The sequence below is a fragment of the Microbispora sp. NBRC 16548 genome (assembly GCF_030268985.1).
Classification (GTDB): Bacteria; Actinomycetota; Actinomycetes; order Streptosporangiales; family Streptosporangiaceae; genus Microbispora; species Microbispora catharanthi.
In genome coordinates, this window is sequence record NZ_BSSF01000001.1 from 732,300 (window position 1) to 745,208 (window position 12,909).

General features: G+C 71.1%; 10 protein-coding genes. 8 read left to right on the forward strand and 2 right to left on the reverse strand.

Annotation, left to right across the window (positions count from 1 at the left end):
- Positions 1 to 80 precede the first annotated feature (80 nt).
- The 4 genes from QSK36_RS03275 to QSK36_RS03290 all read left to right on the forward strand — a co-directional run bounded on the left by QSK36_RS03275 (position 81) and on the right by QSK36_RS03290 (position 4,405).
- Complete coding sequence (locus QSK36_RS03275; protein ID WP_285781448.1) at positions 81 to 2,042, forward strand: acetyl/propionyl/methylcrotonyl-CoA carboxylase subunit alpha; 1,962 nt, start codon at positions 81 to 83, stop codon at positions 2,040 to 2,042.
- On the forward strand, positions 2,033 to 2,926 hold the full coding sequence (locus QSK36_RS03280) for a hydroxymethylglutaryl-CoA lyase (RefSeq protein WP_183536554.1): 894 nt from the start codon (positions 2,033 to 2,035) through the stop codon (positions 2,924 to 2,926). The genes QSK36_RS03275 and QSK36_RS03280 overlap by 10 nt, the downstream gene beginning before the upstream one ends.
- Position 2,927: 1 nt before the next feature.
- Complete coding sequence (locus QSK36_RS03285) at positions 2,928 to 4,076, forward strand: acyl-CoA dehydrogenase family protein (protein ID WP_285781281.1); 1,149 nt, start codon at positions 2,928 to 2,930, stop codon at positions 4,074 to 4,076.
- Between the two features lie 119 nt (positions 4,077 to 4,195).
- The gene (locus tag QSK36_RS03290; protein ID WP_183536558.1) at positions 4,196 to 4,405 is read left to right on the forward strand and encodes a hypothetical protein; all 210 of its coding nucleotides are present in this window, start codon (positions 4,196 to 4,198) and stop codon (positions 4,403 to 4,405) included.
- 62 nt (positions 4,406 to 4,467) lie between these two features.
- Here the strand turns inward: QSK36_RS03290 and QSK36_RS03295 are convergent, their stop codons facing one another.
- A complete protein-coding gene (locus QSK36_RS03295) occupies positions 4,468 to 6,216 on the reverse strand; it encodes an ABC transporter substrate-binding protein (protein ID WP_285781282.1) in 1,749 nt (582 codons plus the stop codon).
- A gap of 120 nt (positions 6,217 to 6,336) precedes the next feature.
- Here QSK36_RS03295 and QSK36_RS03300 point away from each other — a divergent pair, with 120 nt between their 5' ends.
- Genes QSK36_RS03300 through QSK36_RS03315 form a run of 4 tightly spaced genes read left to right on the forward strand, consistent with a single transcriptional unit; the run spans position 6,337 to position 12,647 of the window.
- Entirely contained in the window at positions 6,337 to 8,340 is a 2,004-nt protein-coding gene (locus tag QSK36_RS03300) for a hydantoinase/oxoprolinase family protein (RefSeq protein ID WP_285781283.1), read from the forward strand.
- A 1-nt stretch (position 8,341) separates the two neighbouring features.
- Positions 8,342 to 9,991, forward strand: a complete 1,650-nt coding sequence (locus QSK36_RS03305) for a hydantoinase B/oxoprolinase family protein (RefSeq protein ID WP_285781284.1) — start codon at positions 8,342 to 8,344, stop codon at positions 9,989 to 9,991.
- A complete protein-coding gene (locus tag QSK36_RS03310) occupies positions 9,988 to 11,277 on the forward strand; it encodes an MFS transporter (RefSeq protein WP_285781285.1) in 1,290 nt (429 codons plus the stop codon). Before QSK36_RS03305 ends, QSK36_RS03310 begins: the two co-directional genes overlap by 4 nt.
- Positions 11,274 to 12,647 (forward strand): NAD(P)/FAD-dependent oxidoreductase, encoded by a 1,374-nt coding sequence (locus tag QSK36_RS03315; protein WP_285781286.1) that lies wholly within the window; start codon positions 11,274 to 11,276, stop codon positions 12,645 to 12,647. The genes QSK36_RS03310 and QSK36_RS03315 overlap by 4 nt, the downstream gene beginning before the upstream one ends.
- A gap of 65 nt (positions 12,648 to 12,712) precedes the next feature.
- On the opposite strand, the gene QSK36_RS03320 is transcribed toward QSK36_RS03315, so the two are convergent.
- Positions 12,713 to 12,904, reverse strand: a complete 192-nt coding sequence (locus QSK36_RS03320; protein ID WP_183536571.1) for a hypothetical protein — start codon at positions 12,902 to 12,904, stop codon at positions 12,713 to 12,715.
- Positions 12,905 to 12,909: the final 5 nt, after the last annotated feature.

Consider the following 12,909-nt stretch of genomic DNA (forward strand, 5'->3'; position numbering starts at 1 on the left):
CGTTCACCAGCTCCTCGTTCGCTTCGCGAGCGGCTCGTTCCTCACCGCTCACTCCGCTCACTGCGTCGGGTTCTCTCGTGATGTTCTCCAGTGTCCTGATCGCCAACCGGGGCGAGATCGCCGTCCGGATCATCCGTACGCTGCGCGCCCTGGGCGTGCGCGCCGTCGCCGTCCACAGTGACGCCGACCGCGACGCGCGCCACGTGCGCGAGGCCGACCTCGCCGTACGGCTCCCGCGCGGTTACCTCGACATCGACGCGATCGTCGAGGCCGCCCTGGCGAGCGGCGCCGAGGCCGTCCACCCCGGGTATGGCTTCCTCGCCGAGAACGCCGAGTTCGCCCAGCGCTGCGCGCAGGAGGGCCTGGTGTTCGTCGGCCCGCCGGCCGGGGCCATCGAGGCCATGGGCGACAAGATCCGGGCCAAGGAGACGGTCGCGCGCGCGGGCGTTCCGGTCGTGCCCGGCGGCGCGGAACCGCACGACGACCTGGCCGAGGTCGCCGAGCGCATCGGCTTCCCCGCGCTGATCAAGCCGTCCGCGGGCGGGGGCGGCAAGGGCATGCTGCGGGTCGAGTCCGCCGACGGCCTGGCCGCGGCCGTCGAGTCGGCCCGCCGTACGGCGACGGCGGCCTTCGGGGACGGCACCCTGCTGATCGAGCGGTTCGTGGACCGGCCCCGGCACATCGAGATCCAGGTCATGGCCGACGGCCACGGGAACGTCGTGCACCTCGGCGAGCGTGAGTGCAGCCTGCAGCGGCGGCACCAGAAGATCGTCGAGGAGGCGCCCTCGCCGCTGCTCGACGACGAGACGCGGGCCCGCATGGGGGCGGCGGCGGTGCAGGCCGCCCGGTCGGTCGGCTACGTCGGCGCCGGGACGGTCGAGTTCATCGTCCCCGGCTCGCATCCCGGCGACTTCTTCTTCATGGAGATGAACACGCGGCTGCAGGTCGAGCACCCGGTCACCGAGATGGTCACGGGCCTCGACCTGGTCGAACTGCAACTGCGGATCGCCGCGGGGGAGTTGCTGCCGTTCGGGCAGGACGAGGTGCGCCTGCGCGGCCACGCGGTCGAGGCCCGCGTCTACGCCGAGGACCCGGCCCGCGACTTCCTGCCGACCGGCGGCCGGATCCTGGCCCTGCGCGAGCCCGCGGGCGAGGGCGTGCGGTTCGGCGTGCGGTTCGATTCCGGGCTGACCGGCGGGATGGCCGTGGGCAGCGACTACGACCCGATGCTGGCCAAGGCGGTGGCCTGGGCCCCCGATCGGGCGGGCGCGCTCGCGGCCCTCGACCGTGCGCTGGCCTCCACCGTGATCCTCGGGGTCACCACGAACATCGGGTTCCTGCGCGCGCTGCTGGCCGACCCCGAGGTCGCGGCCGGGCGCCTCGACACCGGGCTGGTCGAGCGGCGGCTCGGCGACCTGGTGAGCGGCGAGGTGCCGGATGAGGTGCTGGCGGCGGCCGCGCTCGTCTTCCACGCCGGGTTCCACGTCTCCGGGCGTACGACGGACGACCCGTGGGACGTGGCGGACGGGTGGCGCGTCGGAGAGCCCGCCTGGACCGTGCACCGGCTCGGCGTACCCGTACGGGTGCGGGGCTCCGCCGGCGACGCGGAGATCGAAGTTAACGAGCGTTCACTCGGCCGGGTGCGGCTGGAGTGGACCGGCACCGATGAGGCGGCGGTCACCCTCGGCGGCGTCACCCGGAGGTACGCGGTGGCTCGGAACCGCGACACGGTGTGGCTCGCCGAGGGTGGCCGCGCATGGCCCGTCACCCGGCACGATCCCGGCGACCCGAAGGACCGGCAGGGCGGGGCGCTCGCCGGCGACGGGGTCGTACGCAGCCCGATGCCGGGAACGGTGCTGCTCGTGAAGGCGGCGGAGGGCGACCGGGTCACCGCGGGGCAGCCGCTGGTCGTCGTGGAGGCGATGAAGATGGAACACACCCTGACGGCGCCGGCCGACGGCGTGCTCGCCGAGCTGCGGGCCCGGCCGGGGCAGACGGTGGAGCTGGACGCGGTCGTGGCGAGGGTGACGCCGTGCGAGTGACGATCTACGAGGTCGGCCCGCGCGACGGCCTGCAGAACGAGTCCGCCGTCGTGCCCGTCGAGGTCAAGCGCGAGTTCATCGGCCGGCTGGCCGAGGCCGGGCTGACGACCATCGAGGCGACGAGCTTCGTCCACCCCAAGTGGGTGCCCCAGCTCGCCGACGCAGGGGAGCTGCTGGAGAGCCTGCCGCGGGTGCCGGGAGTCCGCTACCCGGTGCTCGTCCCCAACGAGCGGGGCCTCGACCGGGCCCTGCAGCAGGGCGTCACCGACATCGCGATCTTCGGCAGCGCCACCGAGTCGTTCGCCCAGCGCAACCTGAACCGGACCGTCGAGTCGCAGTTCGAGATGTTCGCCCCCGTCGTCGAACGGGCCCTCGCCCACGGCATGCGGGTCAGGGCGTACGTGTCGATGTGCTTCGCCGACCCCTGGGAGGGACCGGTCGCGCCCGAGCAGGTCGCCCGGGTCGGGCGCAGGCTGCTCGACCTCGGCTGCTACGAGCTGTCGCTCGGCGACACGATCGGCGTCGGCACGCCCCGGCACGTCGAGGCGCTGCTCGACGCCTTCGCCGAGGCCGGGGTCGGGCCCGACCGGCTGGCCGTCCACTTCCACGACACCTACGGACAGGCCCTGGCCAACACGCTCACCGCCCTCAAGCGGGGGATCACGGTCGTGGACTCCTCCGCCGGCGGCATCGGCGGCTGCCCGTACGCCAAGAGCGCCACCGGCAACCTCGCGACCGAGGACCTGGTCTGGATGCTCGACGGTCTCGGCGTCGAGACCGGGGTGGACGTCAGGTCGCTGGCCGCCACCAGCCTCTGGCTCGCCGAGATCCTGGGCCGGCCGAGCCCCTCCCGCGTCGTCCAGGCTCTGGCCAAGGAGATTTGAGATGCTCAACGACGAGCACGTCGAACTGCGCAAGTCGGTCGAGGAGTTCGCCCGCGAGGTGGTGGCCCCCGTCATCGGGGACTACTACGAGCGGTGCGAGTTCCCGTACGACATCGTCCGCAGGATGGGAGCGATGGGCCTGTTCGGCCTGCCCGTCCCGGAGGAGTACGGCGGCATGGGCGGGGACTACTTCGCGCTGTGCCTGGCCCTGGAGGAGCTGGCCAGGGTCGACTCCTCGGTGGCGATCACCCTGGAGGCGGCGGTCTCGCTGGGCGAGATGCCCATCCTGCGGTTCGGCACGAACGCCCAGAAGCAGCGGTGGCTGCCGAAGATGGCGGCCGGGGAGATCCTCGGGGCGTTCGGCCTGACCGAGCCCGGCGGCGGGTCCGACGTGCCGGGCGGCATGCGCACCACGGCCGTCCTCGACGGCGGCGAATGGGTGATCAACGGCTCGAAGGCGTTCATCACCAACTCGGGCACCGACATCACCGGCGTCGTCGCCGTGGCGGCGATCACCGGCCGCAGGGAGGACGGCAGGCCGGAGATCTCCACGATCCTCGTGCCGTCGGGCACACCCGGCTTCACCGTGTCGAAGAAGTACTCCAAGGTCGGCTGGTCGGCCTCGGACACCCGGGAGCTGTCGTTCGCCGACTGCCGGGTGCCGGAGGAGAACCTGCTGGGCGAGCGCGGCCGGGGCTACGCGCAGTTCCTCCAGACGCTGGACGAGGGCCGGGTGGCCATCGCCGCGCTGTCGGTCGGCCTCGCCCAGGGCTGCGTGGACGAGTCGCTGCGGTACGTGCGCGAGCGCCGGGCCTTCGGCCAGGAGATCGGCCGCTACCAGGCCATGCAGTTCAAGATCGCCGACATGGAGGCCAGGGTGCACACGGCCCGCCTGGCCTACTACCACGCCGCCGAGCGCATGCTGGCCGGCCTGGCGTTCAAGAAGGAGGCGGCGATCGCCAAGCTCGTGTCGTCCAACGCCGCGATGGACAACGCCCGCGACGCCACCCAGATCTTCGGCGGCTACGGCTTCATGAACGAGTTTCCCGTCGGCCGCTTCTACCGCGACGCGAAGATCCTGGAGATCGGCGAGGGCACCAGCGAGGTGCAGCGCATGCTCATCGCCCGCGAACTCGGCCTGCCCGCCTGAGGGTTCAGCGGAGGGCGAAGCGCCGGACCTCGTCCCGGGGCGTCGCGCACCGTGGGAAGCCTGCGGGGGACGGAGGGCGGCATGGCGGTCGAGATCGTGTATAAGACAGCTTCCGTCAGGTGGTCGAGGCCACGGAGAGCTTCCTGAGTGATCTGGCCGCCGATTGGGACGGCGCCCGCGTGCTCGTCGTCGCTCACTCGGCCAACAGGTGGGCGCTGGACTGCCTGCTGACCGGCGCGCGCCTGGAAGACCTGGTGGACGCGCCCTTCGCCTGGCAGACGGGCTGGCACTACACGCTGCCCACCGGCCGGCGCGGGCCCGGAGACTGACCACCCTCGATGCGGCGCCGCTGACGTCATCCGCTTCGTCGCCACCCCGATCCCCGTGCCGCCTAAGCCGGCCGATGGCCTGCCAGGCCGATCCACGGGGGCCGGCGGAACGTCGCCTCGGCATAGGGCGTGGGGCTGATGATCCGGTGTGCGCCGTTCTGGACCTGGAATATGAGGTGCGCCTGACCGAGCGAGGGGTCGGCGATCTCGTCGGGGAACGCCACGCTGGTCTGCCCGCCTCGGTCGAGGTCGTAGACCCCGTTGACACCGCGGTAGACGAGTGCGCGCAGGTCGCGGGCGACGGCGTCGAAGTCTTGGGGGCGCCCGCACGATGCCCAGGCCAGGGCCAGCAGGTTGATCTGGTCGTAGGCCGCGCTCGCCACGGCCCTGCCCGGCGCGGTGCCGTACTTCCTGGTGAAGCGGTCGACGAAGGCGCGACCCCGGCTGTCGCCGTAGAGGCCGGTGACGGTCGCCCATACGACGCCTTCCGCCGCTTGCCCGGCCAACTGCAAGAACTGCGGTACGGCCGGCGTGTAGACCATGTAGACCAGCGTCGGCGACGGCTCGCGCACGAACTCCCGCTGGAACGCGGCCGCCTCCTCGGCCAGGTGATGCGTGACCATCACCGCGCCCGGCGCGTGGGTGCGGATGGCGCGCAGCGCCTCGTTCCAGTCGTCGTACGGCGGGGTGAGCCTGACGACGAAGTCGATGGTCAGCCCCGCCTGTTCGATCAGTCGCGAGGTCTCCTCGTTGAACGCCTGCGTGTCGGGCATCGTGGTCTCGATGAAGCCGACACTCCGCCTACGCGGTCTGAGCTCGTGCAGGAAGCGGGCGAAGCCCTTGCCGTAGTTGCCGCGAGTGGGGCCGGTCTGGAAGATCCGGCCGAACCTGTCCGGCTCCTGCCGCACCCACGCGGCCTGCAGATCGCTGGTGGCGATGTTGAGGTAGGGCGCGCCCAAGTCGGCCACGATCTCGTACGAGGCCCGCTCGTCGGTCAGCAGGTAGCCGCCGACGATGGCCGACACCTCCCTGGCCGCGAGCTCCGCCAGGCCCGCCGAGACCGACTCGGCGTCGAGCGCGTCCACAGCGGTGACATAGGTGCGCACGAGCCTGCCCGCCACGCCGCCGCGCGCGTTGAGTTCCTCGACGGCCAGCTCAGCTCCTCGGCGCATCTGCTCGCCGTCGTCCCCCGAGGCGCCCAGCAGCGGCAGCAACAGCCCGACTTCGTGCGGCGCGACCGCGACCGGCCGGCGTGGTACCACCCCGAAGGTCGCGAACGCGGGCAGGGGCCCCGCGGTGTGCATCAGCTTGTCCACGGCACCCACCGCGAGGGCGGCCAGTTCCTGACAGCGGCCGGGAATCGGCAGCCGGAGAAGGCCGTGGTCGACCGCGAAGGCGGCGGCGCCGCTGCGGGTCGCCTGGCCGAGCTTGGCCAGCACGCTCTCCACCTGCTTGGAAACCGTGCGCGGACTGGTACCCAGATAATGCGCCACGTCCGTGTTGGTGAGCCCTCCCGCCAGGAGGGTCAGCACGTCGAGCTCGCGCGGGGTGAGCCCGTACGGCGGCGGCACCTCGACCGCGGACACCACCACGTCGTCCGTCTCGCGCGCCACCGTCATCGAGACGTGCGTCCAGCGCTCGTCCCGCTCGACCTCCAGGAAGGCGAGGGCGTCCCGTCCCGCCCGCAACAGCGCGATCGCCGCCCGGACCAGCATCGGCCTGCTGGAGAGGTCGACGCCGATGTCGTCCAGCCGAATCACCGTGCCGTCGGCGGAGACGCGTGCCATCCCCGGCAGGGAGGACACATCCACGGGCGTCTCCTCGTACTTCAGGCGGTGCGGTCCCGGCAAGGGTTGTCCATAGGGTAATCGACGTATTGCCGCAGATAGTAGGCCATGTGACCGTTTCTCCAATCGACAGAGAGGACTGCGATGAGACTCGGCGTGGAGTGCGGCGGAACCTTCACCGACCTGGTGTTGCTCGATGACGTCGGACGGCTTGTCGCCACTGGGAAGGTGTTCTCCACCCCGGCCGACCCGTCCCTCGCCGTGCTGGAGGCCATCTCCCGTCTGGAGACGGTTGACCTGTCCGGTACGCCGCTCCTGCACGGTTCCACGGTCGCCACGAATGCCGTCCTCGAGCGGAAGGGACCGAAGCTCGGCCTCATCGTCACCCAGGGCTTCCGCGACGTCCTTGAGCTGCAACGGCACGACCGCGATGTGATGTACGACCTGCATTACCGCAAGCCGCGGCCACTTGTGCGGCGTGAGCTGGTGCGCGAGGTGCCGGAGCGACTCGACGCGAACGGCAAGCCGCTGGTCGCGCTCGACGAACAGGTCGTCCGTGAAGCGGTCTCTGAGTTGGCCGGGCTCGGCGTCACCTCGATCGCCGTGTGCTTTCTGCACAGTTACCGCAACCCCGCCCACGAGCAGCGGGTCCGTGAGCTCGCCGCCGAGGTCGCGCCCGCCCTCGACGTCTCGCTGTCCAGTGAGGTCGTGGCGGAGTTTCGCGAGTACGAGCGGGCCAGCAGCACCACGATCGACGCCTTCGTCAAGCCGACGGTCGACAGCTACCTGAGCCGCCTGGAGCGTTCCCTCGCCGAGCGCGGCATGGGCGCGGTGTCGATGATGCAGTCGAACGGCGGTGTGGTGCCCGCCGCCTACGTACGGCGGCGGCCGATCCACGTTCTGCTCTCGGGCCCGGCCGCAGGGGTGGCCGGTGCCGTCGCGGTCGCCGCCGCGGCGGGCATCGACGACATCGTCACCATGGACATGGGCGGCACCAGCACCGACGTCTGCCTGGTGACGGGGGGCCGGCCCCAGATCACCAATGAGTCCATGATCGACAGGATTCCGGTCATGCTCTCCATGGTGGACATCGCCACCGTGGGTGCGGGCGGTGGCAGCATCGTCCAGCTCGATCCGGGAGGCATGCTCCAGGTCGGCCCGCGGAGCGCCGGCGCCGACCCGGGTCCCGCGTGCTACGGCCGAGGGGGAACGGTCCCGACCGTGACGGACGCGAACGTCACCCGCGGACTGATCCGTCCCGGTCATTTCCTCGGCGGCAGGCACGCGCTCGACCGGCCGGCCGCCGTGCGGGCGCTCGACGTGCTCGCCGGTCCGCTGGGACGTACGCCCGCCCAGCTCGCCGAGGACGTCTTCCGTATCGCGAACGTCGCGATGGCGGGCGCGATCAGGCTGGTCTCCACCGAGCGCGGCCACGACCCCCGCGATCACACGCTCGTCGCCTATGGGGGCGCCGGCCCGCTGCACGCCGCCGCGGTCGCCGACGAGCTGGGCATCAGGACCGTGCTGGTCCCGCCGCACGCCGGCCTCATGTCCGCGTACGGCCTGCTCAGCTCCGACTTCCAGCGCCGCTTCGCGGTCACCCGGGTGGCCGACCTGGACGAGTTGGCGCCGGGCGAGCTCGACGAGGTCTTCGCCGAGTTGCTCGCCGACGCCCGCGCCGAGATCGCCGCCCAGGACATGAACCCGGACGACATGCTCGTCGAACACGAGCTGGATCTGCGATACCGGGGCCAGGGCTTCGAGCTGACGGTCCCGGTGCCGATGGGAGCGGGGCCGGCCGAGGCCACCGAGCTGTTCCACGATGCCCACACCCTCAGGTATGGCCATGCCACCCGGGGTAAGCCGGTTCAGGTCGTCACCTACCGGCTCACCCTACGGCTGCCCCGGCGCGACACGGCGTTGCCCGCCGTACAGGTGGAAGGCTCCGCGCGCCGCGAGGATCTGCCCGTCGTGATCGACGGGAGGGAACAGACCTGCGCGTTCCTGTGGAGGGCGGGGTTGCCGCCCGGCTTCGCGATCAACGGACCGGCGGTGATCGAGGAGGACTCCGCCACCACCTACGTGCCGCCCGGCTGGACAGCCGCCGTGGACGACGCCACCAACCTGCTGCTGACGCGAGGAGCCTGACATGACGGTCGATCCGGTCACCCTGAACATCGTCGGCACCGCGCTGGCGGCGATCCCCCGGGAGATGGCGGCGAACCTGCGGCGTGCCGCGTTCTCCTCGGTCGTGCGGGAGGCACGGGACTACGCGGTGGCGCTCGTCGATCCGCACGGGAACGTGGTCAGCCAGGCCGAGGCCATCCCCATCATGACCGCCGGCATCTCGCACGCGATCGCCGCCGTGCTGGCCGGCAACGACCCGCGCACTCTCACGGCCGACGACGCGATCCTCTACAACGATCCCTTCAACGGCGGTCAGCACCTGCAGGACATCTATCTGTTCACACCCGTCTTCCACGAGGACCTGCTCGTCGGGTTCGCGGCCAGTGTCGCGCACCATGTGGACATCGGAGGCGGTGAGCCGGGGCTGACCATCAACGCCAAGGAGGTCTTCCAGGAGGGGCTGCGCCTGCCCGGGCGGCCGTTCTCGGTCTCCCGTGACTGGCACGGCGGCTTCGTCGAGCAGCTCTTCCGGCTCAACGTCCGGGTTCCCGACCTCGTGGTGGGCGATCTGAACGCGCAGTTCGCGGCCAACAGCGTTGCCGCGGAACGGCTGCGCGAGCTGGTCTCCAGACATGGGGCCGAGCTCACCTTCGCGGTGATGGAGGAACTGCAGAACTACGCCGAGCGGCGGCTGCGCGACTCCATCTCCGAGATCCCGGATGGCGACTACTCCGCCGAAGAGATCATCGACGCGTCGTCCTGGGGAGGCGATCGGCACCACGTCAGGGTCTCCGTCCGCGTGCGGGGCTCCGACATCGAGGTCGACTTCGCCGGTACCGACCCTCAGGTCGGCGCCAACCTCAACTGCCCGTTCGCCTCGACGGTCTCCTCCGTGCAGAGCGCGATTCGCGGCCTGCTCAGGGACAAGGACATCCCGTTCAACGAGGGCTGCAACCGGCCCATCACGGTGAAGGCCCCTTACGGCTCGATTCTCAATCCGGCCGCGCCGGTCGCCGTCCGGGCCAGGCTCACCCCGGCCAGCCGCGCGTTCGACGCGGTGATCCGGGCGCTCGCCGACGCGCTGCCCGACCGTGTGGTGGCCACGGGCTACGACACGACCAGCGCCGCGGCGCTCAGCTACCTCGACCCCGACAGCCACGAATACCAGGTGGTCCTGGAGGTGCTCGGCGGCGGCTGGGGCGCGGGTCCCGGACAGGACGGCGCGGACGGGCTCGACAACCCGATCTCCAACTGCGCCAGCGCCCCCGTCGAGGCGCTGGAGATCGACTACTCGCACTTCAGGGTGACGGAGTTCGCTCTCATCCCCGGTTCGGGAGGAGACGGCCGCAATCGCGGCGGCCTCGGCTTCGTGCGGACGTACGAGGCGACCAGGGACGGCGTCACCTTCTCCGCCTATTCCGACCGGCACCGTTACGGCGCCCGCGGCCTCTTCGGCGGCGGCGACGGCGCCACCGGCGGGCTCGAAGTGACCAGGTCCGACGGGACCATCCAGCGGCTGTCCCACATCGACGCGGTCAAGCTCGCCGCCGGTGAACGGGTCAGCCTGCGCACCGGCGGAGGCGGAGGCTACGGCCCGTCCGCCGAGAGGCCGGTGGCAGACCTTGAGGCCGACCTGAGGGACGGCTTGATCGTGAAGGAGACCCCCCAATGACGAAACCGCAGATGCGCCGTGTGGCACTCGCGTCCGCGCTCGGCACGAGCATCGAATGGTACGACTTCTTCATCTACACGACCGCGTCCGCGCTGGTCTTCAACAAGCTGTTCTTCCCCACACTGTCTCCGATCGCGGGCGTGTTGTCGGCATTCGCCACGTACGCCGTCGGCTACGTCGCCAGGCCACTCGGTGCCGTCGTGTTCGGTCACTTCGGGGACCGGATCGGGCGTAAGAAGTCGCTCGTCTGGACGCTGCTCATGATGGGCACCGCGACCTTCCTGGTCGGTTGCGTGCCCACATACAGCGGCATCGGCGCGCTCGCACCTCTGCTGCTCGTCGTCCTGCGCTTCATTCAGGGCCTGGCGGTCGGTGGTGAGTGGGGCGGCGCGGCGCTCATCTCCGTCGAGCACGCGCCGGCGCGGCGGCGCTCCTTCTTCGGCGCGTTCGCGCAGATCGGCTCGCCGGTCGGGCTGCTCCTCGCCACCGTCATGTTCACGGTGCTCAACGGCCTGCTGACCACCGAGCAGTTCGAGAGCTGGGGCTGGCGTTTCCCGTTCCTCGTCTCCATCGTGCTGGTCGCGGTGGGCTTCGTGGTGCGGATGAGGATCGAGGAGACCCCCGACTTCCAGAGGTCCACGCGATCGGACACGCTGCCCATCGTCGAGTGCCTGCGCACCTCATGGCGGCAGATCGTGGTGGGCCTGGGGATCTTCGCGGGCGGCTTCGTCGCCTACTACCTGCTCACCACGTTCATGCTCGCCTACACCACCACTCAGCTGGGCCTGCCCAAATCCACCGCACTGGCCGGGCAGATCGTGGCAGCGGTGGTCGAGGCGGCACTCATGTTCGTCTTCGCCGCCATGGGCGACAAGCACGGCAAGGGCAAGGTGATCGGCTGGGGCGCCGTGGCGGGGCTCCTCTGGGCGGTGCCGCCGTTCTGGCTCTTCGGGACCGGCAGCGCCTTCTGGCTCTGCGTGGGCGTCGGCGTCGGGCTCATCGGCGTGACCGCCACCTACTCGGTGGGCGCGGCGTACGTGGCCCAGTTGTTCGCGCCGCGCGTCCGCTACACCGGCATGTCGCTGTCCTACCAGCTCGCCGGGGCCATCGGCGGAGGCGTCGTGCCGCTGTTCTCCACCGCGTCGCTGGAGTGGACCGGCGGCCACTACTGGCCGGTCGCCCTGATAACCGTGCTGTTCTACGTGTTCACACTGGTCTGCCTGCGCATCGGGCGCGTCCGCGAGGGCGCGGCCGTCCCCGCTCCTGCCGTGGGGGTGGCGCGGTGACCGTCAACGGAGGCGTGTCGTTCTGGTATCGCGAGATCGGCCTGCCCAGCCGCCGTCGGCCGCTCGACCGGTCCATCGACGTCGACGTGTGCATCGTCGGCGGCGGCTACACCGGCCTGTGGGCCGCGTACTACCTGAAGAAGGGCGATCCGGGCCTCCGGATCGCGGTCCTCGAGCGTAGCTTCGCCGGCTACGGCGCCTCAGGTCGCAACGGCGGCTGGATCACGGCGGCCCTCGCCGGGTCACGGCGGCGCTTCGCCGCTACGCACGGCCGGCAGGCCGTCCTCGACCTTCAGCGGGCGATGAACGACAGCGTCGACGAGATCATCGCGGTGGCCGCGGCCGAGGGGATCGAGGCCGACATCGTGAAGAACGGCATGCTGCGCGTGGCGCACGCGCCCGCCCAGTTGCCCAGGCTGCGCCAGCAGGTCGTCACCGCCCAGGAGTGGGACGACGACGTGGTGCTGCTCGACGCGGAGGAGACGGTCGCCAGGATCGGTGTCGCCGGTGCGCTCGGCGCTGCCTACACCCCGCACTGCGCCCGGGTCCAGCCGGCCAAGCTGGTGCAAGGGCTGGCACGGGCCGTGGAGAGGCTCGGCGTCGCGATCTACGAGTCGACCCCGGTGACCGGGATCACCCCCCACGTGGCCGAGACGCCGTACGGGACCGTCAAGGCCGGGTTCGTGATCAGGGCGACCGAGGGATTCACCGCGGGACTGCCGGGTGAGCGGCGCACCTGGCTGCCGATGAACTCCTCGCTGATCGTCACAGAACCGCTCGGCGAGCGGTTCTGGGCGCGGATCGGCTGGACGGGCAGGGAACTGCTCGGCGACGTGTCCCATGCGTACATCTACGCGCAGCGGACCGCGGACGACAGGATCGCGATCGGCGGGCGGGGCTGGCCGTACAGATTCGGATCGAGGACGGACAACGACGGCCGCACCCGGGCGGCGACCGTACGGCAGTTGCGGGACGCTCTCGTCAGGCTGTTCCCGTCCACCGTCGACGCCGAGATCGCGCATGCCTGGTCCGGAGTGCTCGGCGTGCCCCGTGACTGGTGCTCCACGGTGGGGCTGGACCGACGCAGGGGACTCGGCTGGGCGGGAGGCTATGTGGGACACGGAGTGGCCACGGCGAATCTCGCCGGCCGCACGCTCCGCGACCTCGTTCTGGGCGCCGACACGACGCTGACCAGGCTGCCCTGGGTGGGCAGGAAGGTCAGGAGGTGGGAGCCCGAGCCGTTGCGCTGGCTGGGCGTGCAAGGGATGTACATGGCCTACCGCGAGGCCGATCGTCAGGAAGTGGTCGCCGGACGGGTGACCTCTTCGCGGCTCGCCAGGATCGCCGACATGGTGGCCCGCCGCGACTGATGGTCACGACCGGTGCCGTGCATCGCGCGGCGCGCGGCGGGCCCCCCACGGGCGGACGCGGATCTTTACGGCATGGTCCGGGGTGGGAGTACGGTGAGGTACAGCGTGACGCCGTCGTCGAGTTCGAGAGCGCCGCGGACCCGCCCGACGGTCGGCCGGACGGGGGCGGGATAGGACGGGCCGGTCAGCACCTGGTTGCGCTGCGGGCCCTGCGGGTGCAGGCCGCCGAGTAGGCGAGGAACCGGCGGCGAGAGCACCCGGT